Annotated in this window: 20 protein-coding genes and 1 tRNA gene; 12 read left to right on the top strand and 9 right to left on the bottom strand. The window is 70.9% G+C overall.

Annotation, left to right across the window (positions count from 1 at the left end):
* The first annotated feature begins 182 nt into the window (after window positions 1-182).
* From B5D66_RS20485 to B5D66_RS20475, 3 genes are all read left to right on the top strand, one after another.
* On the top strand, window positions 183-1,568 hold the full coding sequence (locus B5D66_RS20485) for an NAD(P)/FAD-dependent oxidoreductase (protein ID WP_078763413.1): 1,386 nt from the start codon (window positions 183-185) through the stop codon (window positions 1,566-1,568).
* Between the two features lie 118 nt (window positions 1,569-1,686).
* A tRNA-Leu gene (locus B5D66_RS20480) sits at window positions 1,687-1,760 on the top strand.
* A gap of 214 nt (window positions 1,761-1,974) precedes the next feature.
* On the top strand, window positions 1,975-3,486 hold the full coding sequence (locus tag B5D66_RS20475) for an amino acid permease (protein WP_235001125.1): 1,512 nt from the start codon (window positions 1,975-1,977) through the stop codon (window positions 3,484-3,486).
* Between the two features lie 37 nt (window positions 3,487-3,523).
* On the opposite strand, the gene B5D66_RS20470 is transcribed toward B5D66_RS20475, so the two are convergent.
* Window positions 3,524-5,086 carry a PucR family transcriptional regulator gene (locus B5D66_RS20470; protein ID WP_394330074.1) on the bottom strand — a complete coding sequence of 521 codons (1,563 nt, stop codon included), beginning with the start codon at window positions 5,084-5,086 and terminating at the stop codon, window positions 3,524-3,526.
* Between the two features lie 191 nt (window positions 5,087-5,277).
* Between B5D66_RS20470 and pruA the strand changes: the two genes are divergently transcribed.
* The 3 genes from pruA (at window position 5,278) to B5D66_RS20455 (ending at window position 9,011) form a co-directional block, all read left to right on the top strand.
* Complete coding sequence (gene pruA / locus B5D66_RS20465; RefSeq protein ID WP_078763411.1) at window positions 5,278-6,903, top strand: L-glutamate gamma-semialdehyde dehydrogenase; 1,626 nt, start codon at window positions 5,278-5,280, stop codon at window positions 6,901-6,903.
* A gap of 129 nt (window positions 6,904-7,032) precedes the next feature.
* Window positions 7,033-7,959 (top strand): proline dehydrogenase family protein, encoded by a 927-nt coding sequence (locus B5D66_RS20460; protein ID WP_078763410.1) that lies wholly within the window; start codon window positions 7,033-7,035, stop codon window positions 7,957-7,959.
* Between the two features lie 113 nt (window positions 7,960-8,072).
* Window positions 8,073-9,011, top strand: coding sequence for a Bax inhibitor-1/YccA family protein (locus B5D66_RS20455; protein WP_078763409.1), 939 nt, complete (start codon window positions 8,073-8,075; stop codon window positions 9,009-9,011).
* 97 nt (window positions 9,012-9,108) lie between these two features.
* Here the strand turns inward: B5D66_RS20455 and B5D66_RS20450 are convergent, their stop codons facing one another.
* The 3 genes from B5D66_RS20450 to B5D66_RS20440 all read right to left on the bottom strand — a co-directional run bounded on the left by B5D66_RS20450 (window position 9,109) and on the right by B5D66_RS20440 (window position 11,880).
* Window positions 9,109-9,354: a DUF4287 domain-containing protein gene (locus tag B5D66_RS20450; protein ID WP_078763408.1), complete on the bottom strand. Its 246-nt coding sequence runs from the start codon at window positions 9,352-9,354 to the stop codon at window positions 9,109-9,111.
* A gap of 198 nt (window positions 9,355-9,552) precedes the next feature.
* Window positions 9,553-10,776 (bottom strand): acetyl-CoA C-acetyltransferase, encoded by a 1,224-nt coding sequence (locus tag B5D66_RS20445; RefSeq protein ID WP_078763407.1) that lies wholly within the window; start codon window positions 10,774-10,776, stop codon window positions 9,553-9,555.
* Between the two features lie 63 nt (window positions 10,777-10,839).
* Window positions 10,840-11,880, bottom strand: a complete 1,041-nt coding sequence (locus tag B5D66_RS20440; RefSeq protein ID WP_200813734.1) for an SGNH/GDSL hydrolase family protein — start codon at window positions 11,878-11,880, stop codon at window positions 10,840-10,842.
* 246 nt (window positions 11,881-12,126) lie between these two features.
* Here B5D66_RS20440 and B5D66_RS20435 point away from each other — a divergent pair, with 246 nt between their 5' ends.
* The 3 genes from B5D66_RS20435 to B5D66_RS20425 all read left to right on the top strand — a co-directional run bounded on the left by B5D66_RS20435 (window position 12,127) and on the right by B5D66_RS20425 (window position 16,017).
* On the top strand, window positions 12,127-13,494 hold the full coding sequence (locus B5D66_RS20435) for a cystathionine beta-synthase (RefSeq protein ID WP_078763405.1): 1,368 nt from the start codon (window positions 12,127-12,129) through the stop codon (window positions 13,492-13,494).
* A 634-nt stretch (window positions 13,495-14,128) separates the two neighbouring features.
* A complete protein-coding gene (locus tag B5D66_RS20430; RefSeq protein ID WP_078763404.1) occupies window positions 14,129-14,812 on the top strand; it encodes an acyltransferase in 684 nt (227 codons plus the stop codon).
* Window positions 14,813-14,871: 59 nt separating this feature from the next.
* Window positions 14,872-16,017 carry a cystathionine gamma-synthase gene (locus B5D66_RS20425; protein WP_078763403.1) on the top strand — a complete coding sequence of 382 codons (1,146 nt, stop codon included), beginning with the start codon at window positions 14,872-14,874 and terminating at the stop codon, window positions 16,015-16,017.
* A 34-nt stretch (window positions 16,018-16,051) separates the two neighbouring features.
* On the opposite strand, the gene B5D66_RS20420 is transcribed toward B5D66_RS20425, so the two are convergent.
* On the bottom strand, window positions 16,052-18,007 hold the full coding sequence (locus B5D66_RS20420; protein WP_078763402.1) for a vWA domain-containing protein: 1,956 nt from the start codon (window positions 18,005-18,007) through the stop codon (window positions 16,052-16,054).
* Window positions 18,008-18,138: 131 nt separating this feature from the next.
* Window positions 18,139-19,563 carry a sigma 54-interacting transcriptional regulator gene (locus tag B5D66_RS20415; protein WP_078763401.1) on the bottom strand — a complete coding sequence of 475 codons (1,425 nt, stop codon included), beginning with the start codon at window positions 19,561-19,563 and terminating at the stop codon, window positions 18,139-18,141.
* 166 nt (window positions 19,564-19,729) lie between these two features.
* Here B5D66_RS20415 and B5D66_RS20410 point away from each other — a divergent pair, with 166 nt between their 5' ends.
* Window positions 19,730-20,890, top strand: a complete 1,161-nt coding sequence (locus B5D66_RS20410; protein ID WP_078763497.1) for an FIST signal transduction protein — start codon at window positions 19,730-19,732, stop codon at window positions 20,888-20,890.
* Window positions 20,891-20,973: 83 nt separating this feature from the next.
* Window positions 20,974-22,368: a hypothetical protein gene (locus tag B5D66_RS25550; protein ID WP_159457294.1), complete on the top strand. Its 1,395-nt coding sequence runs from the start codon at window positions 20,974-20,976 to the stop codon at window positions 22,366-22,368.
* Here B5D66_RS25550 and B5D66_RS20400 read toward each other — a convergent pair.
* The 3 genes from B5D66_RS20400 to B5D66_RS20390 all read right to left on the bottom strand — a co-directional run bounded on the left by B5D66_RS20400 (window position 22,324) and on the right by B5D66_RS20390 (window position 24,090).
* Entirely contained in the window at window positions 22,324-22,752 is a 429-nt protein-coding gene (locus B5D66_RS20400) for an RDD family protein (RefSeq protein WP_078763496.1), read from the bottom strand. The genes B5D66_RS25550 and B5D66_RS20400 overlap by 45 nt on opposite strands.
* A 208-nt stretch (window positions 22,753-22,960) precedes the next feature.
* The gene (gene greA / locus B5D66_RS20395) at window positions 22,961-23,461 is read right to left on the bottom strand and encodes a transcription elongation factor GreA (protein ID WP_078763400.1); all 501 of its coding nucleotides are present in this window, start codon (window positions 23,459-23,461) and stop codon (window positions 22,961-22,963) included.
* Window positions 23,462-23,661: 200 nt separating this feature from the next.
* Window positions 23,662-24,090, bottom strand: coding sequence for a DUF4307 domain-containing protein (locus B5D66_RS20390; protein WP_078763399.1), 429 nt, complete (start codon window positions 24,088-24,090; stop codon window positions 23,662-23,664).
* Window positions 24,091-24,245: 155 nt separating this feature from the next.
* Here B5D66_RS20390 and mca point away from each other — a divergent pair, with 155 nt between their 5' ends.
* On the top strand, window positions 24,246-25,124 hold the full coding sequence (gene mca, locus B5D66_RS20385) for a mycothiol conjugate amidase Mca (protein ID WP_078763398.1): 879 nt from the start codon (window positions 24,246-24,248) through the stop codon (window positions 25,122-25,124).

The raw sequence follows: 25,124 nt of genomic DNA, 5'->3' as shown, positions 1-25,124 counted from the left end.
TTGACAGGTGATGCTTGTGAAAGAATGCACAAGCGTGTACGGGACGGGTGAGATCCCGGATCGGCGAAAAGAAAGCGCTTCTTTCCGCTGAAACAGAATGCAGAGATGACAGTCAAAGAAGACTTACCGGTTTTTTCCGCCTTGCCGGGCGGGATGAACGGGGAGCTAAGGGCGGATATGCGATGACCGAGAGCAGGAACTACCGTCTGGTCCACGGTGGTGGGGACGAATCGGAGATCCCGCACGTCCTCATCGTCGGTGGCGGCTACCTGGGCATGTACACCGCGATGCGGCTGCAGAAGAAGCTGGGAGCCGGCGAGGCCCGCATCACGGTCGTCGACCCCAACTCCTACATGACCTACCAGCCGTTCCTCCCCGAGACGGCCGCGGGCAGCATCTCCCCGCGCAACGTGGTCGTCCCGCTGCGCAAGGTCCTCCACCGGGTCAAGGTCCTGACCGGCCGCGTCATCCGTATCGACCACGCCGGCCGCAAGGTGGAGTTCGAGCCCGCCGTGGGTGAGCCGCGTGAGATCGCCTACGACTACCTCGTCATGGCCGCCGGCGCCGTCTCGCGTACCCTGCCCATCCCCGGCCTGGCCGAGTGGGGCATCGGTATCAAGACCGTCGAGGAGGCCGCCTACCTGCGCAACCACGTCCTCGAACAGCTCAACATCGCGGACTCCACCGACGACCCCGAGATCCGCCGCAAGGCGTTGAACTTCGTCTTCGTGGGCGGCGGTTTCGCCGGTGCCGAGGCCATCGCCGAGCTGGAGGACCTGGCCCGTGACGCCACGCGGATCTATCCCTCGATCAGCGTCGACGACCTGCACTTCTACCTGATCGAGGCCGCGGACAAGATCCTGCCCGAGGTCGGCCCCGACGTCGGCGCCAAGGCGCTCAACCAGCTGCGGCTGCGCGGCATCGACGTCCGGCTCTCGACCTTCCTGGAGTCGGCCGTCGACCAGCACATCAAGCTGAGCGACGGCACCGAGTTCGACGCCGGGACCCTGGTGTGGACCGCGGGTGTCAAGCCCAGCCCGGTGGTGCAGGCCTCCGACCTGCCGCTGGGCCCCAAGGGGCACATCGACACCAACGAGTTCCTCCAGGTCAACGGGGTGGAGAACGCCTTCGCCGGTGGCGACAACGCCCAGGTCCCCGACCTGGACAACCCCGGCCGCTTCTACCCGCCCAACGCCCAGAACGCGGTCCGGCAGGCCCCGGTGCTCGCCGACAACGTCATCGCGGCGCTGCGCGGCGGCAAGCCCAAGGCCTACCGGCACAAGAACCTCGGCGCGGTGGCCGGGCTCGGCATGCACAAGGGGGCGGCCCAGCTCTTCGGCAAGATCAAGCTGACCGGCCGGCTGGCCTGGTGGGCGCACCGCGGCTACCACCTGTTCGCGGTCCCCACCTTCAACCGCAAGTTCCGCGTCCTGTCGGACTGGACGCTCGGCTTCTTCCTGCGCCGTGACTTCGCGTCGCTGCCGGAGATGGGCGAGCCGCGCCAGGCGTTCGAGGAGGCCAGCAGGCCCCAGGTCGAGAACGGCCAGCTCCTGCGCCGCGTGAGCTGACCCGCGCCTCAGCGCTGACGGCCGGTCCCCGGAAGGGGGCCGGCCGTTGTCGTCAAGGGCCGCAACAGGCCACGCGCGACGACGAAGCCGGATTTGTCGGTGGCGGTATGATGGTCGGGCCCTCGTAGCCCAATGGTAGAGGCAGGCCCCCTAAAAGGGTCACAAGTGTCGGTTCGAGTCCGACCGGGGGCACCCAGCCGAGCAGCCATGACCCGGACTGCTCCCGCGTTATCCCCTCTCTCCGGGCCTCCGCGCGTCCCCAGCCCCGCCCCATGGTGACGTGGCATCGTGGGATCTCTTGGTGGGTCCGGACAAACCCTCCGCCGAAGTGTCGTCCTCCAGGACAAGCCGCCATGCCCGCGGTGGGCGTACGGTGCGTCGGACCGTGCGCGTACAGTGACGCGCCATGACCGACACCTCTCGACCGGACAGGAGCGACATGGCGACCGCGGAGAAGGGATTCGGACGGGGATCGGGGATCTTGCGCCGTAAACCGATCGACGACGGGGCTGAAGAGACCCCCGGCGGGGGTCTCGCCAAGTCGCTCGGGCTGTGGCAGCTCACCGCCATCGGCGTCGGGGCCATCATCGGGGCCGGGGTGTTCTCCCTGGCCGGCGCGGTCGCCCGCGACACGGCCGGTCCCGCGGTGCTGATCTCCTTCCTCATCGCCGGCGTGGCCAGCGCCGCCGCGGCCTTCTCCTACGCCGAGTTCGCCGGACTGATCCCGCGCGCAGGGTCGGCCTACACCTACGGATACGTCGTGCTCGGCGAGATCGTGGGGTGGTTCATCGGCTGGGACCTGCTGCTGGAGTACATCGCGATCGTCGCGGTGGTGGCCATCGGCATCTCCGGCTACTTCAACTTCTTCCTCCAGTCCATCGGCCTGGAGATGCCGCTGTGGATGATGGGGGCGCCCGGGACGGAGCCTGAGGGCGTGCCCGATGGCACCTACAGGATCAACCTGGTCGCGGTGGTGCTGTGCCTGTTCATCGCCTTCCTGCTGACCCGCGGGGTGAAGAACGCGGCCCGGTTCGAGACCGCCATCGTGGGGCTCAAGATCGCGATCGTCCTCGCCATCGTCGTCATCGGCGTCTTCTACGTCGACGCCGGCAACTACACGCCGTTCTTCCCCTACGGGGTGGGCGGCACGTTCGCGGGCGCGGCGGTGGTGTTCTTCGCGGTGTTCGGCTACGACGCGATGAGCACCGCGGCGGAGGAGTCCACCGACGCCCAGCGGCACATGCCCAAGGCGATCATCCTGTCGCTGGTCATCTCGATGGTCCTGTACGTCCTGGCCTGCCTGGTGCTGACCGGCATGCAGAACTACACCGAGATCGACCCCGAGGCCGGGTTCGCCGGGGCCTTCGCGTCGGTCGGCCTGGGCTGGCTGGCCAACCTGATCGCGGTCGGCGCGGTGATCAGCATCCTCACCGTGATGTTCACCTTCATGCTCGGTGTCACCCGGGTGTGGTTCGCGATGAGCCGCGACGGCCTGCTGCCGAAGTGGTTCGCCAAGACCGACCCCAAGCACCACGTCCCGGTCCGGGTCACCTGGATCGCGGGCGTGCTCTCGGCGATCCTGGCCGGTCTGCTGCCGATCGGCGAGGCCGCCACGCTCACCAACATCGGCATCCTGTCCGCGTTCGTGGTGGTCTGCATCGCGGTGATCGTGCTGCGCTACCGCCGCCCCGACCTGCCGCGTTCCTTCCGCTGCCCGGGCATGCCGTTCGTCCCGATCCTGGGCGTGGTGTTCTCGCTGTGGCTGATCAGCTTCCTCGACCTTCAGACCTTCCTGCGGTTCGGCGCCTGGCTGCTCATCGGCCTGGTCGTCTACTTCGGCTACTCCTACCGCAAGTCCAACCTCAATCGGCCCCGATCCGGTGGGGCCGTGACCGGGCCGCCCCCGTCCGGCGGCTGAGGTCGGGGTCCGGGGCGGGGACGCTCCGTCCCGGACCTCACCCTCCGCGCTCCATCAGCAGCTGGAGGTGGGCGAACAGACGCTCGTTGGGGTCGCCCAGATCCAGCTCGCTCACCGACACCGCCCGGCGTACCCGGTAGCGCAGGGTGTTGGGATGGATGTGCAGCCGTTCGGCCGCGGCCCGCACGTCGCCGAAGGCGTCCAGGTAGGCGATGAGGGAGAGCGCGAGCTCCGACCCGTGCCGCGCGTCGTGTTCCGCCAGCCGGGCGATCCGCGGGTCGCGCAGCCGGGGGGTGTCCCGTAGTACCGCGAGCGTCTCGCTGACCAGGACCCGGGCGCGCACGTCGGAGATCGTCGCGACGTCCATCGCCAGGTCGCGCGCCATCGCGTCGAGGATCCGGTCGGCCTCCCCGCGCGACTGGGGGACCTCGGCGAGGGAGTCCACCACCGACCCGACGGCCCCCTGCATCGTGATGTCCGAGGCGGACCGGGCCGCCGCGACGATCTTGCGGGTCAGCGCGAGGACCGGCGCTTCGGCGGAGCGCCGGGGAAGCTCCGGCAGCAGCGCGTAGACGCGCGAGCCGATGGCGGTCACCAGTGCCTTGCGGCGGTAGGCGGCGGCGTGGACCGAGACCAGGTTGGTCATCCGACGCCGCTTCAGCTCGCTCTCGGAGCGCTCGGCGTTCTCCGGCCGCAGGGTGAAGACGACGACCACGGCCGGCCGGTCGCGGTCGACGGGCACCCCGTCGGAGAGGGCCGCGGCCTCCACCCGCCCCTCCAGCAGGCCGGCCAGGAGGTCTTCGCGCAGCCGCAGCCCCGCGGTGACCTCGGTGCGGTGGCGCAGCAGGTGCAGCGCCGCGATGCGGGCCGCTCCGAGCAGGGCCTCCTCCGCCTGCTCCGCGAGCGGTTGGGAGCCCTCCTGCACCCAGATCGTCCCCAGGGGCTGGCGCCCGGCGTGGATCCCCACCGCCAGCCTGCGCCGGATCCCCAGCTCGGGGTGCTCGTCGATGCGCACCACCTCCTCACCGGCGCGCAACCGTTGGAAGACCCCCCACTCCCGCAGCAGCGCGAGATACTGCTCGGGCCCCTGCCGGCCCAGGACCGACAGGCGGCGCAGCTCGTCGACCTCCTCGCCGCTGGAGTAGGCGAGCACCCGGTTGGCCGCGTCCTCGATGCTGACCAGCCCCCTCGTCAGCGTCGCGGTGGTCTGCGCCAGCGAGAACAGGTCACCGGCGGACTCGCCCGGGTCGGTTCCGGAGAACAGGTGGGCGTCGTCCACGACGCCTCGGCACAGCGACTGCAGCTGTTCCCAGCGCACGTCCGGCGGAACGGCGAGCAGCGCGACCCCGGTGTCGCGGGCCGCGGCGCGCAGCACCTCGGCCTCCTCGTCGCTGTCCACCTTGACCGCCACCGCGCAGGCTCCGCGCCGGCCCGCCATCCTGACCGAGCGGGCCGCGATGCGGCCCCGCGCGCCGATGAGCAGCACCAGGTCCCCGGCGTAGGCGCCGGTCTCGTCCTCGGGGTCGAGGATGACGACGTCGTGCACCTCGACGTCCAGTCCGTTCGGGGCGGACAGCACGTCCAGGAGCGGTTCCCCCACGGTGAGCAGAATCCTGCGCAGTGGGATCCCCGTGGGACGCGGGGTTTCGGTGGTGATCGTGGCCTCCCTTGTTTTGTCCGATCGGACAAGACAGTCCAGCAAAGAGTGGGCTTGCCCACAAGCTTCCGATGGCTTCGTGAACATAACGTTTGTGCAGTTCAAAGATGACTCTGTAGGGGAGGCAGCCGCTCATGGACGCCGTGACGAACGTTCCCACGCCGGTGAACGAGCCCGTCCTGTCGTACGCCCCGGGAAGCCCGGAGCGGGACGAGCTCGTCAAGCAGCTGGACGCGCTGGCGAAGGAGCCGGTCGAGCTCACCATGACCATCGGCGGCGAGCGCCGGATGGGCGGCGGCGAGCGCGTCGACGTCGTCCAGCCGCACAAGCACTCCGCGGTCCTGGGCACCCTGGCCAACGCCACCCACGACGACGCCCGCGCCGCCATCGACGCCGCGAAGAAGGCGGCCCCCGCCTGGCGCGCGATGCCCTTCGACGAGCGCGCCGCGATCCTGCTGCGCGCCGCCGACCTGCTCTCGGGCCCCTGGCGCGCCCGCCTCAACGCCGCCACGATGCTCGGCCAGTCCAAGACCGCGATCCAGGCCGAGATCGACTCGGCGTGTGAGCTCATCGACTTCTGGCGCTTCAACGTCTCCTACGCGCGCCGGCTCATGCAGGAGCAGCCCCACAGCCCGGCCGGGCAGTGGAACCGGGTGGAGCAGCGGCCCCTTGAGGGCTTCGTCTACGCGATCACCCCGTTCAACTTCACCGCGATCGCCGGCAACCTGCCCACCGCGCCCGCGCTCATGGGCAACGTCGTGCTGTGGAAGCCGTCGCCGACCCAGCAGTTCGCCGCCGACCTCACGATGCGGCTGCTCGAAGAGGCGGGGATGCCCCCGGGCGTCATCAACATGGTGACGGGCGACGGGCTGGCCGTCTCCGATGTGGCGCTGGCCGACCCCGACCTGGCCGGCGTGCACTTCACGGGTTCGACCCGGACCTTCCAGCACCTGTGGCGCACGGTCGGCGAGAACATCGCCGGCTACCGTTCCTACCCGCGGATCGTCGGCGAGACCGGCGGCAAGGACTTCGTCGTCGCCCACGCCTCGGCCGACCCCGAGATCCTGCGCACCGCCCTGGTGCGCGGCGCCTTCGAGTACCAGGGGCAGAAGTGCTCCGCGGCCTCTCGCGCCTTCATCGCCCGCTCGGTGTGGGAGCGCATGCGCGACGATTTCATCGCCGAGGTCGAGTCGCTGCCCATGGGCGACGTCACCGACCTGGGCAACTTCCTCGGTGCCGTGATCGACCGGCGCTCCTTCGACCGCCTCTCCGGTGTGCTCGACCGCGCCCGCGCCGACTCCACCCTGGAGATCCTCGCCGGCGGCACCGCCGACGACTCCGAGGGCTACTTCGTGCGTCCCACGGTCCTGCTCGGCAGCGACCCCTCCAACGACGTCTTCCGCACCGAGTACTTCGGTCCGATCCTCGCCGTGCACGTCTACGAGGACGGCGACTACGACCGGGTGCTCAAGCTCGTCGACGAGGGCTCGGACTACGCGCTCACCGGTGCGGTGATCGCCCGCGACCGCGCGGCGATCATCAAGGCCCACGAGGCGCTGCGCTTCACCGCGGGCAACTTCTACGTCAACGACCGTCCCACCGGCTCGGTCGTCGGCCAGCAGCCCTTCGGCGGCGGCCGGGCCTCCGGCACCAACGACAAGGCCGGCTCGGCGCAGAACCTGGCGCGCTGGGCCAGCCCTCGCTCGATCAAGGAGACGTTCGTCGCGCCGACGGTCTCCTCCTACCCCCACCAGGGCTGAACCCGGCGCGGGTCGGACCTCGATCGGGGTCCGGCCCGTCCCGTCTCCGCTCCCGCGGGAGCCTTCCCCGCGGCCCCGGTCACCCGTCCGGGGCCGCCCTCCCACCGGTTCGAAAGGGCGAGGTCCACCATGCTTCGTACCCCACTGCTGCTCGCGGCACGTTCCACGGGTTGCCGCACCCTCGTCGAGCGCATGCCCCTGACGAAGGGGCTCGTCGACCGCTTCGTCGCCGGTTCCACGCTGGAGGAGGCCCTCCCCGCCGTGCGCGAGCTGACCGAGGACCGTTACGTCACCCTCGACTACCTGGGTGAGGACGTGACGGACGAGGCCCAGGCCGCGGCCACGGTCACCGCCTACACGCGGCTGCTGGGCGAGCTGGGCCACGCCGGCCTGGCCGGGCGCGCGGAGGTGTCGGTCAAGCTGTCGGCCGTGGGCCAGTTCCTGCCCGCCGACGGCGAGAAGATCGCGTTGGACAACGCGCGGCGCATCTGCGAGGCCGCCGCCGCGGTCGGCACCACGGTGACGCTGGACATGGAGGACCACACCACGGTCGACTCCACGCTGGGCATCCTGCGCGAACTCCGGGTCGACTTCCCCTGGGTGGGGGCCGTGCTCCAGGCCTACCTGCGCCGCACCGAGGCCGACTGCCGTGACCTCGCCCACGCGGGATCCCGGGTGCGGCTGTGCAAGGGCGCCTACGACGAGCCGGCGTCGGTGGCCTACCGGGACAAGGCCGAGGTCGACCGCTCCTACGTGCGCTGCGCCAAGATCCTCATGAACGGCGAGGGGTACCCGATGATCGCCTCGCACGACCCGCGCATGATCGCCATCGCGGGCCGGCTCGCCGAGGACGCGGGCCGTTCCCCCGAGGACTACGAGCACCAGATGCTCTACGGCATCCGCGACGCCGAGCAGGTGCGCCTCGCCGCCGAGGGGCGCCGCATGCGGGTCTACGTCCCCTACGGCGACGAGTGGTACGGCTACTTCATGCGCCGCCTCGCCGAGCGTCCCGCCAACCTCGTGTTCTTCCTCCGGGCGCTCGCGCCCAAGGGCTGAGGCGTCCGAGATCACGACGAGTCCGAGCTGTGACGGGGCGGGGGAACTCCTACGGAGGGTTCGTGCGTTACCTTGACCGCAGGACAATTACGCCCTGAAAGGCTTTGACGAACATGCGGATGCGGAGTTCGAACCCCGCTCTCAAGCGGGCTATGTCAGCTGGGCAGGGGGGCGTCGGCGCGCAGCCCTACCAGGCACCGTACGGGCAGGCTCCTTACCAGCAGCCCTACGGCCAGCCCTACCCCCAGCAGGGGTATGGCCAGCCTTATCAGCAGGGTCACCCCGGGTACGCGCCGCAGGGCCAGTACCCGGGCCACCCCCAGCCCGGCATGCCCATGGCGGGCGGCCGGAACGTGACCATCGACGACGTCGTCATGCGCACCGGGTTCACGCTCGGCGCCGTGGTCGTCGCCGCCGTGATCACCTACTTCCTGGCCCTGGCCAACCCGGGCCTGGCCATGATCATGGCCGTCGTGGGCGCCATCGGCGCGCTGGTGCTGGGGCTGGTCATCAGCTTCAAGGAGTCCACCAACCCCGCGCTGATCCTCACCTACGCGGTTCTTGAGGGTCTGTTCGTCGGCGGCATCAGCTTCGTGCTCGAGGCTTCGCTGTACAACTCCGGGGTCTCCCCCGGCGGCCTGGTGGTGCCCGCGATCTTCGGCACCCTGTTCGTCGCCGGCGCCATGCTGGCGCTGTACAAGTTCAAGGTCATCCGGGTCACCGGGACCTTCGTCAAGGTGGTCACGGCCGCGGTCCTCGGCCTGGCCATCCTGCTGCTGGTGAACTTCGTCATCAGCTTCTTCAACGGCGGCTTCGGTCTGGGCCTGCGCGAGGCCGGCCCGCTCGGCCTGCTCGTCAGCGCCGTCGCCATCGTGCTCGCCGCCCTGGTACTGGCGATCGAGTTCAAGAACGTCGACGACGCCATCGGCATGGGCCTGCCCGAGAAGTACTCCTGGCAGCTCGCCTTCGGCCTGACGGTCACGCTGGTCTGGCTCTACGTCGAGATCCTGCGTCTGCTGTGGATGATCCAGGCGATCTTCAGCAGCGACTGACCCTCGTGTCGGTTACGCGCACGACGCCCCGCCCGGAAGATCCGGGCGGGGCGTCGTCCTTTCCCGATCCGGTCGGGACGGGTGTCGGGGTCGGGCCTCAGGAACGCTGCGGCGGGACGGCGGAACGGTTGTGGCGGCGCCGGTCGTACTCCTGGACGATGGCGCGGGCGTAGCCGAGGCTGATTCTGTGCTCGTCGGCGAGCCAGTTCGAACGTTCCGAGCAACGCCTGAGCCCTGGCCCGTTGTCGAGCGTGGTGAACCACTCGTGGAGTTCGCGGCCTGTCACGGTCGGGACGCGAGCGATGAGCAGCGCGTGCGTCTCCGGCGAGTGGGTTACCGACATGGGCACCTCCGAGAGAGCGTCGTCGTAACAGTGAGACTGCAACACGATGACGATTCGGACAAGGGGGTGCGGGACAGCTTTTACGTTCGCCTCGGCAAATGCGTTCCCGGGGCGGGGCGGCGGGTCATGACACCGCGGGGCGGGACGCCCCGGACGTCCCGCCCCGCCGCGCGGCCGCCCGCCGGGCGGCGCGCCGGATCAGCTCAGCCGCTCGAACACCGCCGCCATGCCCTGGCCGCCGCCCACGCACATGGTCTCCAGACCGAAGGTCTTGTCGTGGAACTGCAGGCCGTTGAGCAGGGTGGTCGTGATGCGGGCGCCGGTCATCCCGAACGGGTGGCCCACGGCGATCGCGCCGCCGTTGACGTTGAGCTGGGAGTCGATGTCGATCCCCAGGTCGTCGGCCGACGGCAGCACCTGGGCGGCGAACGCCTCGTTGATCTCGACCAGATCGATGTCGCTGATGGACATGTTCGCGCGGGCCAGGGCCCGGCGCGACGCCTCGACCGGACCCAGGCCCATGATCTCGGGGGACAGGGCGCTGACCCCCGTCGAGACGATGCGGGCCAGCGGGGTGATGCCGAGCTGGGCCGCCTTGGTGTCGCTCATGATCACAACGGCGGCGGCGCCGTCGTTGAGGGGACAGCAGTTGCCCGCCGTCACCGTGCCGTCGGGACGGAAGACGGGTTTGAGCTGGGAGACCGCCTCGTAGGTGGTGCCCCGGCGCGGCCCGTCGTCAGCGCTGATCACCGTGCCGTCGGGCAGGGTGACCGGTGTGATCTCGCGCTCCCAGAAACCGTTGTCCAGCGACTTCTCGGCGAGGTTCTGCGACCGCACGCCGAACTCGTCCTGCCGCTGCCGCGACAGGCCACGCAGCTGCACCACGTTCTCGGCGGTCTGCCCCATGGCGATGTAGACGTCGGGGAGCTCTCCGTCCTCGCGCGGGTCGTGCCACTGCGGCGCGCCCCCCTCGGCGCGCCGCGCGGTGCGGGCCTCGGCGTCGGCGAACAACGGGTTGCGGGTGTCGGGCAGGGAGTCGCTGTTGCCCTTCACGAACCGGCTCACCATTTCGACCCCGGCCGAGACGAAGACGTCGCCCTCACCGGCCTTGATCGCGTGGTAGGCCATGCGGGTCGTCTGGAGCGAGGAGGAGCAGTAGCGGGTGATCGTCGCGCCCGGGACGGTGTCCAGGCCGAGCTGCACCGCGACCACCCGGGCGAGGTTGTTGCCCTGCTCGCCGCCGGGCAACCCGCAGCCGAGCAGCAGGTCGTCGATGGTCGTGGGGTCGAGTTGCGGAACCTTCGCGAGCGCGGCGGAGATGATCTGGGCGGCCAGGTCGTCCGGGCGCAGGTCCTTGAGGGAACCCTTGAACGCCCGCCCGATCGGGGAACGCGCGGTCGCGACGATGACGGCTTCGGGCATGCTCGCGGCCCTTTCTGGAGATGACAGACCGACCAGGCGGTCGGACGCTTTGCTACCGGCACGTTAACGTGCCGGACCGGGTGAGTCCCCTTCAGGGGTCGGCTCGGCGGCGTGCGCGTGCTCGGCCGGCTCCACCGCTTCCCAGCCGAGACGGCGGCGTATGAGGGTCGCCCAGCGGCCCCGTGGCCCCCGTTCGCGGCCGGCGATCCGGGTGGCGTTGACCTCCGTGCCGGACGTCTCGGCGGCCTCGACCGCGGCGAGGTCCACCGGCAGCACCCCGCGGTCGCGTGTTGCCTCAGACGCCACGGCCAGGTCGGGCAGCAGGCCCAGCGCCGCGCACGCCGAGGGGAGCACCGCCGAGGCCGCCTGCGCGTAGCCGCGCGCGGAGGGATGAAAACGGTCGGGGCCGAACATCTCGTCGGGGTAGGTCAGGAAGTCGTCGGCGAGCAGGCTGCCCAGCGACACGGTCCGCCCGCCCTCCTCGACCACCGCGATCGTCTGGGCCGCCGCGAGCTGGCGTGACGCCCTGCGGGCGACGTAGCGCAGGGGCTGGGCGATCGGCTGGACCGTGCCCAGGTCCGGACAGGTTCCCACCACGACCGCCGCACCCATCCCGACCAGCTCGCGCACCACGTTCTGGAGGTAGAGCACCGAGTCGGCCGGCCGGACCCGGCGGATCACGTCGTTGGCGCCGATGAAGATCACGGCCAGGTCGGGCGGGTCGCGGCGGATCCGATCGAGCTGACCCGGCAGGTCCTTGGAGGTGGCCCCCACCCGGGCGACGTTGCGCAGCCGGACCGGGCCGTCGGCCACGGCGGAGATCCCCTCGGCCAGCATGCCCGCGGGGGTCTGGAGGACGTCGGTGACCGCGAAACCCGCGGCCGTGGAGTCGCCCATCATCGCGAACGAGATGACGGCGCCGTCCCCGGAACCGTAGAGCCCGTCGGCCCTGGGTGAATCCCAGGCCGTGAAACCGATCGTCCGATGGGCCCGCCGGGCCTGCAGGTACAGGAGCGCGACGGTGCTCGCCCCCAAGACGGTCAGCCCCCCGCCACCGAAGGCGGTCGCGGTGGCGATCCTCCGAGCTCGTGCGGCGCGCAGCAGCATACCCTCGCCTCCGAACCTGTGAGTGCTTGCTTCCACGTCCGGACCTACTCACCAGTAAGGTTACGGCACGCTCCCTCACTTCGCCCGGGGCCGGACAGTCCCCTCGATCCTGTCCCCGCACAATGGCCAGGGCGTTAAAGTCGGGGAAACGGGGCCGACCGGCCCACGGGCGGCGCAACGGGCCGCATTAGGTCGACAACCGGCCGCGAGAACCGCGGCGGTGAATGTGAGGGGGAGCCGCTGATGCGGGTGCACGACTCTTTGATCGAGCTGGTCGGGGACACCCCGCTCGTGCGCCTCAACAAGGTGGCCGCGGGCCTGGCCCCCACGGTCCTGGCCAAGGTCGAGTACTTCAACCCGGGCGGTTCGGTGAAGGACCGGATCGCCCTGCGCATGGTCGAGGACGCCGAGAAGAAGGGGCTGCTCAAGCCGGGGGGCACCATCGTCGAACCCACCTCGGGCAACACCGGCGTGGGCCTGGCCATCGTCGCGGCCGAGAAGGGGTACCGCTGCGTCTTCGTCTGCCCCGACAAGGTCGGCTCCGACAAGCTGGCGGTGCTGCGCGCCTACGGGGCCGAGGTCGTCGTCTGCCCCACCACCGTCGCCCCCGACCACCCCGACTCCTACTACTCGGTGTCGGACCGGCTCGCCGCCACGATCCCGGGAGCCTGGAAGCCCAACCAGTACGAGAACCCCAACAACCCCGAGTCGCACTACCACGGCACCGGACCGGAGCTGTGGGAGCAGACCGACGGACGCATCACCCACTTCGTGGCCGGCATCGGCACCGGAGGCACCATCACGGGCACCGGCCGCTATCTCAAGGAGGTCTCCGGCGGCAGGGTGAAGGTCATCGGCGCCGACCCCGAAGGCTCGGTCTACTCCGGGGGGACCGGGCGTCCCTACCTGGTCGAGGGGGTCGGCGAGGACATCTGGCCGAGCACCTACGACCCGGCGATCTGCGACGAGGTCATCGCGGTCAGCGACAAGGACTCCTTCCTCATGACCCGCCGGCTGGCCAGGGAGGAGACGCTGCTCGTCGGCGGCTCCTGCGGCCTGGCGGTCGTGGCCGCGCTGAAGGTCGCCGAGACCGCCGGACCCGACGACGTCATCGTGGTGCTGCTGCCCGACGGCGGCCGGGGCTACCTGGGCAAGATCTTCAACGACGAGTGGATGGCCGACTACGGTTTCCTCTCGGCCGAGACCGAGGAGGCCACGGCGGGCGACGTGCTCGCGAGCAAGGGGAGCGACCTCCCGCAGTTCGTCCACGCCCACCCGCACGAGACGGTCGGGACCGCGGTGGCCATCATGCGCGAGTACGGGGTGTCCCAGCTTCCGGTCATGAAGGAGGAACCGCCGGTCATGGCCGCCGAGGTCGTGGGGGCGATCGCCGAACGCGACGTCCTCGACGGCCTGTTCAAGGGCAGCGTCAACATCGACGACCCGGTCGAGAGCCACATGGGCCGTCCGTTGCCGATGGTCGGCTCCGGTGAGCCGGTGAGCCGCTGCGTGCAGGAGCTGGAGCGCTCCGGCGCGCTGGTCGTGTTGGTCGACGGCAAGCCCGCCGGCGTGCTCACCCGGCAGGACCTCCTGGCCCACCTCTCGCGCTGAGCGGAGTCCGCCCCCGGGATCGAGGGGCGGGGCGTCCCGGATAACGGGACGCCCCCGCAGCCGAGCCCACCGTGGGACGGGCCGGCCGGACACGCGGAACGGTCGTGGGAGCGGTGTCGTCGGGGTTTTCCGTCCGTCCGGACGGGAGCCCGGGCGGTTCCGTTCGTCCCCGTCCGGCGGGCCGGGACGTTCACCGACGCGGCACGCGCGGGCCCCCGGCCGGCCGGGCCGTGCTCCTGATCGTCCCTCATGGGGCCGCCACGGCGTCGTAGCGCCTTCGGGTCGGAAGCACGCTCGGTCGCGCAGGGACGGCCCGGCGCGGAGGCGAGGGGAGCGGGTGGCCAGGGACCGCGCCGCCCGGCCTTCGTCCCCTGGAACGGGCCAGCGTCGCGCTCGACGGGTCCGGCCCCGGCGAGACGAGGTGGGTCCGCGAGGACGTGGCGTGGAACCCGGCGTGGAACGGCCCCGAGCGCCGTGACATCCCGCCGCCACGGAGCCGGGTCCTTTCGTCGGACCATCCCGTTTCCCGGTGTTCCCCGTGGTCGCCCTCTTGGGGCAGGGGAGGGACGAGAAGCGTGAAGTGGACCCAATACGGTGTTCCTCGTCGTTACCCACTAGTAGACCTGGGGGTCAGGTGTCGAGGCTGCTCTCCTGGATAGTGCGCTCGACGTGGTCATGGGCTCGACGCAGGGCCGACATCCGGGCGGGGTCACGCGCGGCGCGCCGCTTCGCCTCCTACGGGCCGGGCACCTCCATCGCCTTCCCGCCGGCCACGATCTTCGGTGAACCCTGGATCGAGATCGGCGCGCACACCCTGATCGGCGCCGACATCACGCTCACCGCCGGTTTCGTACCCGGCCTGGATCTTGGTCCACGTCCGCTGCTGCGCATCGGTGACGGGTGCACGATCGGCCGTGGATCCCACGTGGTCGCGCACACGTCCATCGAGTTCGGCGACGACGTCTTCACCGGCCCGCACGTCTACATCACCGACCAGAACCACGTCTATGCCGACACCGAGACCCCTGTGGGACGGCAGTGGCCGGCCGATGATCCGGTCCGGATCGGATCGGGCAGCTGGATCGGAGCCAACGCGGTGATCCTGCCGGGGGTCAGGCTGGGCCGTAACTGCGTCGTCGCGGCGAGCTCGGTCGTCCGGCCGGGGGACTACCCCGACCACAGCGTCATCGCGGGTGTTCCCGGGCGGATCGTACGTCGCTACGATCCCGCGGCCGGCTGGATCCCCCCGTTGCGCCAGGCGCCCGTTCCCAGGACCGGGGTGGTGGGCGACGACAGGATCGTGGCCCCTGAGTCCTAGCGGGTGGCCGGTCGCGGATTCGCGCGATAACCGTGGGACACACGGCTACCCTGGGGCCCATGACGTTTGAGGGCTTTGAGACGCTGGCCATCCACGCAGGCCAGGAGGCCGACGCCGAAACCGGTGCGGTCGTGGTCCCCATCTACCAGACCAGCACCTACCGTCAGGACGGTGTGGGGGGCCTGCGCGGCGGCTACGAGTACACCCGTACCGGCAATCCCACCCGTACCGCGCTGGAGGAGTGCATCGCCGCGCTCGAGGGCGGCGCGCGCGGTCTGGCGTTCGCCTCGGGGATGGCGGCCGAGGACACGCTGCTGCGCACCATCGCCAAGCCCGGCGACCACGTGATCATCCCGGGTGACGCCTACGGCGGTACCTTCCGGCTCTTCTCCAAGGTGCTCCAGCGCTGGGGGGTCGAATGGGACGCGGTGGCGCAGTCCGACGTGGCGGCGGTACGGGCCGCCGTGCGACCCGAGACCGTCGCCATCTGGACCGAGACGCCGACGAACCCGCTGCTCAACATCTCCGACATCGCCGCACTGGCCGACGTGGCGCACGGAGCCGGGGCCCTGCTCGTCGTCGACAACACCTTCGCCTCGCCCTACCTCCAGCGACCGCTCGCGTTGGGCGCCGACGTCGTCGTGCACTCCACGACCAAGTACCTGGGCGGACACTCGGACGTCGTGGGCGGCGCGCTGGTGGCCGCCGACCCGGAACTGGGCGAGCGGCTGGCCTTCCACCAGAACACGATGGGCGCGGTGGCCGGTCCGTTCGACGCCTGGCTGACGTTGCGGGGCATCAAGACGCTGGCGGTGCGGATGGACCGTCACTGCGCGAACGCCGAGCGGATCGTCGCCGAGCTGGTGGGGCACCCCGCGGTGACGGAGGTCCTCTACCCGGGCCTGGCGGAACACCCCGGGCACAAGATCGCCGCGGAGCAGATGCGTGGTTTCGGGGGGATGGTCTCCTTCCGTCTGCGCGGGGGCGAGGAGGCCGCGCTGCGGGTCTGCGACCGCACCCGGGTGTTCACCCTGGCCGAATCGCTGGGCGGTGTCGAGTCGCTGATCGAGCATCCGGGGCGCATGACCCACGCCTCGACGGCGGGGTCGGCCCTGGAGGTCCCCAACGACCTGGTGCGGATCTCGGTGGGGATCGAGTCGGCCGACGACCTGACCGCCGACCTGCTTCAGGCCCTGGAGGGGTAGCGTCGCAGCCGGGCCGGCGTCCGGCGCGAGCCGGTCAGCCGGCCCGGCGCCGTCGCTCCAGGAAGTCGTGCACCACGTAGGAGCCCAGCCGCGCGGGATCGGGGCGCGCCACCTGCCCCCCGTTGCGGCGGGCGACCTCGTCCACGAACGCTCGCAGGCGGGGGTCGTCGGCGAGCAGGAACACGTTGAGGGCGGCGCCCCTGCGGGTCATCCGGTCCACCTCGGCCAGGGTGAGGTCGGTGGTGCGTGCCGACGGAGGCCAGGAGAAGGACGAGGAACCGTCACGCTCCAGGTGGGCGGTCGGCTCGCCGTCGGTGACGACGAGCACGATCGGGTCGAACTCGGGGTGCCGATCGAGATGGCGGCCCGCCAGCATCAGCGCGTGTTGCAGGTTCGTGCCCTGGACGGGTTCCCACTCCAGCTCGGCCAGTCCCGACGCGGGGAGCTCGCGGGCGTAGTCGCTGAAGCCGACGACCTGTACCGCGTCCTGCGGAAAGCGCGTGGTGACCAGCGAGTGCAGCGCCATGGCGGTCTGCTTCGCGGTCGACCACAGGTCGCGCAGCGCCATCGAGTAGGACAGGTCCACGAGCAGGCACACCGCCGCGGCGTTGCGGCGCTCGGTCTCGACCACCTCGAAGTCGTCCGGGCGTAGCCGTAGCCGTCCCGGGGGGTCGCCGGGGGCGTGTGGCCGTGTGGCCGCGTTGCGCAGGGTGTGCACGACGTCGAGAGGCTGCTCGTCACCGTAGCGCCAGGGCCGGGTGGCGCCCGTGGGTTCCCCGGCGGCTCCGGCTCCCGTGCTGTCGTGGTGTCCGCTGCGGGAGGTCGGAGCGGCGGAGAGGACCTCGCGCAGCGCGGTCTCGCCGAGTCGGCGCAGGGCCTTGGGGGTCAGCTGGAGCCGGGACCGGGAGCCGCGGAGATACCCCTGGTCGTGCAGCTCCCGTTCCAGTTCGCGCAGGCGTGCGAGGTCGTCGACCGCCGAGCGTCCCAGCGCGCGCCGCACGGCGTCCTCGTCGATGTCGTCGAGCCCGGCGCCGGCGTAGTCCTGGCCCAACGAGGTTTCGAGTTCGGCCAGGTCGGCGAGTTCCTCCAGGACGGTGGTGGCGTCGCCGATGCCCAGCGGATCGGTCCCGCGCGTGGGCTCACCGCCGGTCCAGGCGAGCTCGGGACGGCGTGCCTGGAGGGCCGCGGACAGGCGGCCCATCTCGTCCTCAAGCCCCGCCTCCTCGACGGTGTGGGCCATGAGGTCGTTCAGCTCGGCGCGTTGTCGGGGGGTGAGGGAGTCCAGCAGCCGTCGTGCCGCGGCGGCCCGGCGGGCCAGGGAGTCCACCAGTTCGGTGAGGTCGCGTGGCCGATCGGGGAACATGTCACCGAATTCAGCCATGAAGCGGTCGAAGTCGTCCTGGGTGTGCTCGCCTCGGTCATCGGCCTCCAACATGGCGTTGAGGGCCCCGACCATCGCGCGGACGCGACGCAGGTCCTCGGGCCGTCCCGACTCCAGGGCGCGTTTCATCCCGCGGAAGTGGGAGTCGAGGACCTCACCGCGCAGGAGACCGCGCAGCTCATCGAAGGTGGCGCGGGCCGCGGCGGAGCGCCACTCGTATCCGGCCAGGCGGCGCACTGCCGCAGCGGTGTCGGAGGGGAGCGCGTCGAGTTCGGACTCGCGCAACCGGGCGTCGTCGGAGGGATCGGGGAAGAGCTCGGCCCGTTCCTGGCCGACGGCGCGGTCCAGCAGGGAACGGACCTGGTCCAGGGTGCCGTCCAGACGGCCCGCGGCGCGCAGGGCGGCGCGTTGTTCGCGGACCCGGCGCAGCAGGTGGTCCAGGCCCGGCACGTCCCGGGTCCCGTGGCGCGCGAGATCGCGCAATGCCTGTGCCGGGCGTGTTCCGTTCATGACCGAACGGCCTAGTTCGTCCAGTGCCGCGCGCACGTCGTAGGGCGGCGCCAGCGGATCGGGTCCGTCGTGGTACTCGCCGTAGCGGAACCGGCTCATCGGCTGCTCCCCGAGCATGGTGGGTGGATGTGCGGAGGCCGGGCGGCGTCCTCACCACGATCCTCGCCTCCGCCGGCCCCGCCCGCCAGCCGTGCCCCCCTTCCTGTGGACAAGCGATCCGGCGTGCCGTCTCAGAATCGGTAGACCGAGCGGTCTGCGAGGTCGTCCTTTGACAATCGGCGGTTCAGGTAGAGCCCCTCTAGCGCGAACTCCAGCGCGGCCGCCGCGTACCCCGGGGTCTCGCCCGGCCCCTCGTCCTCGGGCGCGACCCGGGCGACCAGCTCGGCCAGTCCCGGCAACGGTCCCACCCGCCGCAGCAGCTCCGCCGCGGTGACCGACTCGCCCGACTCGACCGTGCCCCCCTCGGCGAACCGCTCCAGCAGTGGACCCAGGTCCACACCGCCCAGCACGTGCCGGAACGTCTCGGCCGTCGCGCGACGCAGCAGATGGGTCAGCACCTCCGACTCGCGTCCCTCCTCGCCGACCTCGAACTCGACCTTGCCGCGCAGCGTCTCGACGACGGGGGCCAGGTCGCACACCCGGGCCATGGCGGGCTCCTCGCCCCACAAGGCGGCGCGGCGGGCGGCCGACGCGGCGACCGTCTCGACCGCGGCGATGGCGAAGCGGGCGGACACCCCCGAACGGGCGTCCACCGCGGACGACGCCCGGACCAGGCGGGTGAACCGGGCGACGATCTCCACCAGATGGCGGGGGACGGCCGGACCGCGCGAGGGGAGGTCGGCCTCTTGGAGGAGGAGCCCGACCTCGTCGTCGAGCGAGAGCGGATAGTGGGTGCGGATCTCCGCCCCGAAACGGTCCTTCAACGGGGTGATGATCCGGCCGCGGTTGGTGTAGTCCTCGGGGTTGGCGCTGGCCACCACCAGCACGTCCAGGGGGAGGCGCAGGGTGTAGCCACGGATCTGGACGTCGCGTTCCTCCAGCACGTTGAGCAGCGCCACCTGGATGCGCGCGGCGAGGTCGGGCAGCTCGTTGACACAGAAGACGCCCCGGTTGGCGCGCGGGATCAGCCCGTAGTGGACGGTCTCGGGGTCGCCCAGGCTGCGTCCCTCGGCGAGCCGGACCGGGTCGACGTCGCCGATGAGGTCCCCGACGCTGGTGTCGGGGGTGGCGAGCTTCTCGCCGTAGCGCTCGTCGCGGTGCCGCCAGGCCACCGGCAGGTCGTCGCCGAGCTCGGCGGCCATTCCGCGGCAACGGGCGCAGACCGGCGCGTGGGGCGAGTCGTTGATCGGGCAGCCCGCGACGACCGGGCTCCACTCGTCGAGCAGGCCGGCGATCGTCCGGATCAGCCGTGTCTTCCCCTGCCCCCGCTCTCCCAGCAGCACGACGTCGTGGCCGGCGATCAGGGCCCGTTCGAGATGGGGCAGCACGGTGGAGTCGAACCCCACGATGCCGGGGAACCGGTCGACCCCCGCGCGCATACGTTCCAGGAGGTTCTCGCGGATCTCGGCCCGGACCGTGCGGTGGGCGTGCCCACGGGCGCGCAGCGCGCCGAGGGTGGTGGGGCGGGGAGCGGATTCCCGTGTGGCGGCGGACATGGGGACGAGTCTATGCAGACGCGGGGGACAGGCCGGTGACGCGCGCCACCACGGGGGTAGTGGGCAGGAGAAGGGAACAAGATCGTCCACGCGGAGGTTTCACCGAAGCGGCTCGGGAGCATGGACCCGGGTGTGCGCGGCACGGACGGACGTGAGGGGGCTGCCGGTGGCCAGGTTCGGCGATGCTCTGGCGACGGGGGCCGACCTCGTGAGCGCGGCCGAGCGCGCGGTGCGCGGGGCGCTCGCCCCGCTCGATGGCGCGGCCGACCTCGTGTGCGTGTTCGTCTCCGGTGCCGACCCCGAGGAGGTGGAGCTGGCGGCCGAGCGCGCCATGGCGCTGGCCGGCGAGGCCACCACGATCGGGTGCAGTTCGACCGGCGTGATCGGCGGCGGCCGTGGTGTCGAGGGCGAGGGGGCCGTCAGCGTCTGGGCGGCGATGCTGCCCGGGGTCGCGATCACCCCGTTCCGGCTCGACACCATCCCCGAAGGCGACCACTTGGCGGTGGTCGGCATGGTCGAGCCGGGCCCCGAGGACCGGGTCGCCCTGCTCCTGGCCGATCCCTACGAGTTCCCGGCGCACTCGTTCGTGCGCCGTTCGACGGCCGTGCTGGGCGGACTGCCGATCGTCGGTGGGCTCGCTGATGGGCTTCGCGGCCGGGAGTCGGTCCGGCTGTTCGCCGACGGGCACACCGTCGACAACGGCGCGGTCGGCCTCCTCCTGGGCGGGGAGGGGGTCGTGGGCACCACCGTCAGCCAGGGGTGCCGCCCCATCGGGCCGTCCATGGTGGTGACGGCGGCCGAGGGGAACACCGTGCTGGAACTCGCGGGCACCCCCGCCTACCGCAAACTGGAGCAGATCGTCAACGCGCTGCCACCGGAGGAACAGGACCTGCTGACGCAGGGGCTGCACATCGGCATCGCGATGGACGAGTACGCCGACCAGCACGAACAGGGAGACTTCTTGATCCGCGCCCTGATCGGCGCCGATCCGGAATCCGGGGCGCTGACGATCGGGGACGTGGCCGAGGTGGGGCAGACCGTCCGCTTCCAGGTCCGGGACCATGACACCGCAGAGGACGACCTCCTGCAACGGCTGCGCTCCTTCGGGGAGGACACCGGCGGCCGTACCCGGGCGGCCCTGTTGTTCTCGTGCAACGGCCGGGGGGCCGCGATGTTCTCCTCGGCCGACCACGACGTGCGCTGTGTCCGTCAGACCCTCGGCATCGAGGCGGTGACCGGGTTCTTCGCCGCGGGCGAGATCGGTCCCGTGGCCGGACGCAACCACCTGCACGGGCTCACGGCCTGCCTGCTCGCCTTCGAGAGCTGACCTCTCCGCAAGCTTTACCGATGAGGGCCGGGCTCCCCGGCGCGCCGTCTTCGTCGCCGAGCGTTGCTGCATGCTTACTGTTCGTGGTCGAACGCGCTCGTGGGATGGAGGAAGTGGTGCACGCCTGGAGGAGATGGGGGGCCGTCGCCCTGCTGGGGACGCTCGTGCTCGCGACGACGCCGAGCCCCCACCGGGGCGCCGCCGTGGCGGCGACGTGGCCCGACCGCGACGCCGGATGGTTCACCGAGGACCTGGCCGCGGCCGAACGGGTCGGCGCCCTGTTGGACGAGAACGGACTGGGCGTCGAGAACGCCGAGCGCGCGCCGATGGGGGCCTCGCTACGCGACGCCCGCGCCGCCGCTCCGGCCGCGCTCGCCACGTTCCCGGCGCGCGCCCTGGGGTACCGGACCGGGGCCGCCGAGATCGCGGTCGAGTCGACGGCCAGTGGACACGACCTCCTCGTGGAGGTACGGGGCAGGCGCGCCGACGGGCACTGGACCGAGTGGCGTGGTGCGCCGTCGCCGACGGGGGGTCGGTCCCGTCGGGTCGTGTTGCCCGTGCCGGTCGACCAGCTCCAGGTGCGCATCGGACTGGGTCCCTCGGCGGCGCGTGAGGACGCGAGGGTGAGCGCGGTACGGCTGCGTCCGCGCGTCGGGGCCGCCGAACGGCGCGCGCTGCCGGCCGAGCCCTTCTCCGCCCGGCTGTACGCCACCCGGATCGGCCGGGAGGGAGAGGTCACCGCCAACGGCCACGAGATCCGGGTCGCGGACCGCTTCGCCGCTCTACCGTCGCGCCGTCCCCTGGCCGCACGCGACGGTGGCGAGTACGTGGTGCGAGTGTGCGGTGAGCAACGCTGCGCCTACGTCCCGGTGTGGGACGTGGGGCCGTGGAACGTCAAGGACGACCACTGGAACGCGCGCCGGGAGATGTGGACCGACCTGCCAAGGGGTAAACCGCAGGCCCAGGCCGCCTACGAGGAGAGCTACAACGGGGGCGTCGACGGGTTCGCGCGCGACGTGCTGGACCCGGCCGGCATCGACCTCGCCGACGGGACGTTCCAGGAGGTGCTCGGAGCCGAACGGGGCGGATGGGTCGACGTCGACTACCTGTGGACCGGCCGCATCAGCCATCCGGTCCATCTCAGCGCCGAGAACGGCGGAACGGTCGAGCTGCGCTCCCAGCCCCGGAGCGGGGCCCGCCAGGTCGGCAGCGCGGCCTCGGGAGTGGTGGTGGATGTGGCCTGCCGGGTCCACGGGGACGAGGTGAGCGGTCCCCGCGGCACCGAGGACGAGTGGTACCGCCTCGCCGCGGGGGAGTACGTGCCCGCCGTCTTCGCCGAGGAGGACGCCGACGTCGAGGTGTGCGGCACGGCGGGGGAGACGACGGTTCCCGACGAGGCACCGCCCCACCACGCCCCCCTGGCGCCCGCCGGATCAGTAGCGGACGACGAGGGTGCGCGTCGCCCGATCGTGCAGTGACCGGCCCAGGCCGTCGAACCCCGCCCAGACGCAGTCGACGAGCGTGAAGACGTGTCCCAGGCAGGGCACCGACTGGGGCAGGCCGAACAGGGCGGCGCGGCCCAGGGTGCGCCACTGGCCCGGCCGCCCGGCGTCCTCGGCCCGGACCACCCGGATGCGCAGCAGGGCCTTGCCCGGGGTCATCCCCCAGCCGGCGTGGAACAGCCAGTCGTACAGCAGGGTCAGCGGCCCCCAACCGAACAGGAACAGCAGGGTCCAGGCGTCGACGAAGGCGACGGTGAAGGGTTCGTCCGGCGGGGTGGTCATGGTCAGGAGCATGACCACCCCGAGGAAGAAGAGGAGGGCGAGGACGGCTATCAGCACGTAGTCGACGATCCTGGCCATCAGGCGCGCGCTGAAACCCGCGGGACGGGGACCGGGAGCGCCGCTGTAGCCCACGGGGGCGGGGGAGGAGGGTCCGGGATTCCAAGAAGAAGGGGAGGAGTGCACTCTGGAATTATCGTCGCTTCGGACGGGGCGGGAGACGGTGAAGAGTGCCCCAACGCGGAAGGGGTGGCCCGTGGCCACCCCTTCCGCGTTGACGCTTCAGGGGTTATGCCCCGCCGTAGGGGACGGCGTCGAGAATCTCGACCGTCAGGTTGCGACCGTTGGGGAGGGTGTAGGTGGCCTTCTCGCCGACCTTCTTGCCGTTGATGGCGCTCCCCAGTGGCGACTTCGGCGAATAGACGTCGATCGGCGCGCCACTCTCCTCGCGGGAGGCGAGCAGGAAGGTGACCTCTTCGTCGTCACCCTCGAACTTGATGGTCACGGTCATACCGGGGCCGACAACGCCGGCGCTGCGCGGAGCCTCGCCGACGCGCGCGTTACTCAGGATGCTCTGGAGCTGGATGATGCGGGCCTCGATCTTGCCCTGCTCCTCCTTGGCGGCGTGGTAGCCGCCGTTCTCCTTCAGGTCGCCCTCTTCCCGAGCGGCTTCGATCCGGTCGGCGATCTCGATGCGACCAGGCCCCGACAGGTGCTCCAGCTCCGCTGTGAGCCGGTCGTACGCCTCCTGGGTGAGCCAGGTGACGTTGTCATCTCGGGTCTCGGTCACGGGAACTCCCTTGGTGCGTCTAGTGACCGCGTTACCTCATGAACGCGGCTGAACTTACGAGATTAGCACCGAGCCCCCTGGAAACCAGGGGCATGAAACCCTGCTCCCCAGGCCATGCGCCTCCCGGGTTTGCGGAGGTGACAGGCTGGGCAAGAGAATCTTTTCCCCTGGCGTCCGGACGGCCGGAGAGGCCGCTCGGGTCACTCCCCGGAAGCCTCCGCCGGCTCCTGTTCCCGGCAGGAGGCCACCTGAATCGAGGTGGCCTCGCGGACCGTCTCGACGGTCGCCCTGACGTCACGCAGTCCCGCCTCGACGGCCACCTCGGTCTGCCCCACCTGGACGTGCTGGGCGTCGGTGGCGGTGATGAGGCACAGGGTGGGGTTCCGGGCGTTGACCTGGAAGGTGATACTCGCCTCGGTCGCGGAGTCGACCTTCCAGGCGATCGTCTGGTAGTGCGCCTGGTTGAGGGTGCCGCTGTAGCCCAGCAACGCTGTTCCCCAACCGACGGTGAAGATCGCGGCAGCCAGGACGGCCAGGACGAAGAAGACCGGCCGGTTGCCCAGACGGCGTCGGGGTGCGGGAGCCGGCCCGTCGGCGTCGGATGCGTGGTCAGAGGGCTTCGGCTGCATACGGGAATCTCCGAACGTGGGGTCTACGTTGTCTAAGATAGCTCCGGTCCAGCAGGCTCCCGCTCCACCCCCACTTGGACGGGACCGGCGCGTCTTCCGCGCGGTTCCCGGAGCGGTCGACGTCGGCTTTCGCTATCCACCCAAGGGGATGTCCGTTGTCTGAGCGCTTGCGGCTGATGGCCGTTCACGCCCACCCCGACGATGAGTCCAGCAAAGGCGCGGCCACCATGGTCCGCTACGTCAACGAGGGTGCCGACGTACTGGTCGTCACACTCACCGGTGGGGAACGTGGCTCCATCCTCAACCCCGCGATGGACCGGCCCGAGATTCGCGAGAACATCGGCGAGGTCCGTCGTAAGGAGATGGAGCAGGCCCGTCAGATTCTTGGCGTCCGCCAGGAGTTCTCCGGGTTCATCGACTCGGGGTTGCCCGAGGGCGACCCCCTGCCCCCGTTGCCCGAGGGGTGCTTTGCCGTGCAGCCGTTGGAGGTGGCGGCCGAACCCCTGGTCCGTTCGGTCCGCGAGTTCCGCCCGCACGTGATCATCACCTACGACGAGCAGGGTGGCTATCCTCACCCCGACCACATCATGTGTCACAAGGTCTCGGTCGAGGCGTTCGAGGCCGCGGGCGACCCCGATCGCTATCCCGGTACGGGCAAGCCGTGGCAGCCGCTGAAGCTCTACTACCACGTCTCGTTCCCGCGCCAAAGGTTCGAGCGCATCGCCGAGATCATGGCCGAGCGCGGTCTGACCAATCCGTTCGCCGAGTGGATCGAGCGGATGAAGGACCGGAACTTCCCCCAGTGGGAGATCACCACCCAGGTCGAGTGCGGCGAGCACTTCGAGACACGCGACCGTGCGCTCATCGCCCACGCGACCCAGATCGACCCGAACGGCTTCTGGTTCGCGGTCCCGCTCGACATCCAGCGCGAGGCGTGGCCCTATGAGGACTACCACTTGGCGCGCTCGCTGGTCGACACCGAACTTCCCGAGGACGACCTCTTCGCAGGGGTCCGGGAGACGGTGAGAACATGA

Source organism: Marinactinospora thermotolerans DSM 45154, assembly GCF_900167435.1.
Lineage (GTDB): Bacteria > Actinomycetota > Actinomycetes > Streptosporangiales > Streptosporangiaceae > Marinactinospora > Marinactinospora thermotolerans.
This window is presented reverse-complemented; position numbering and strand designations above follow the sequence as displayed.

Coding starts and splice junctions, on each gene's coding strand:
- B5D66_RS20485 (WP_078763413.1), top strand. CDS start 183: ATGACCGAGAGCAGGAACTACCGTCTGGTCCACGGTGGTGGGGACGAA.
- B5D66_RS20475 (WP_235001125.1), top strand. CDS start 1,975: ATGACCGACACCTCTCGACCGGACAGGAGCGACATGGCGACCGCGGAG.
- pruA (WP_078763411.1), top strand. CDS start 5,278: ATGGACGCCGTGACGAACGTTCCCACGCCGGTGAACGAGCCCGTCCTG.
- B5D66_RS20460 (WP_078763410.1), top strand. CDS start 7,033: ATGCTTCGTACCCCACTGCTGCTCGCGGCACGTTCCACGGGTTGCCGC.
- B5D66_RS20455 (WP_078763409.1), top strand. CDS start 8,073: ATGCGGATGCGGAGTTCGAACCCCGCTCTCAAGCGGGCTATGTCAGCT.
- B5D66_RS20450 (WP_078763408.1), bottom strand. CDS start 9,354: ATGTCGGTAACCCACTCGCCGGAGACGCACGCGCTGCTCATCGCTCGC.
- B5D66_RS20445 (WP_078763407.1), bottom strand. CDS start 10,776: ATGCCCGAAGCCGTCATCGTCGCGACCGCGCGTTCCCCGATCGGGCGG.
- B5D66_RS20435 (WP_078763405.1), top strand. CDS start 12,127: ATGCGGGTGCACGACTCTTTGATCGAGCTGGTCGGGGACACCCCGCTC.
- B5D66_RS20425 (WP_078763403.1), top strand. CDS start 14,872: ATGACGTTTGAGGGCTTTGAGACGCTGGCCATCCACGCAGGCCAGGAG.
- B5D66_RS20420 (WP_078763402.1), bottom strand. CDS start 18,007: ATGAGCCGGTTCCGCTACGGCGAGTACCACGACGGACCCGATCCGCTG.
- B5D66_RS20415 (WP_078763401.1), bottom strand. CDS start 19,563: ATGTCCGCCGCCACACGGGAATCCGCTCCCCGCCCCACCACCCTCGGC.
- B5D66_RS20400 (WP_078763496.1), bottom strand. CDS start 22,752: ATGGCCAGGATCGTCGACTACGTGCTGATAGCCGTCCTCGCCCTCCTC.
- B5D66_RS20390 (WP_078763399.1), bottom strand. CDS start 24,090: ATGCAGCCGAAGCCCTCTGACCACGCATCCGACGCCGACGGGCCGGCT.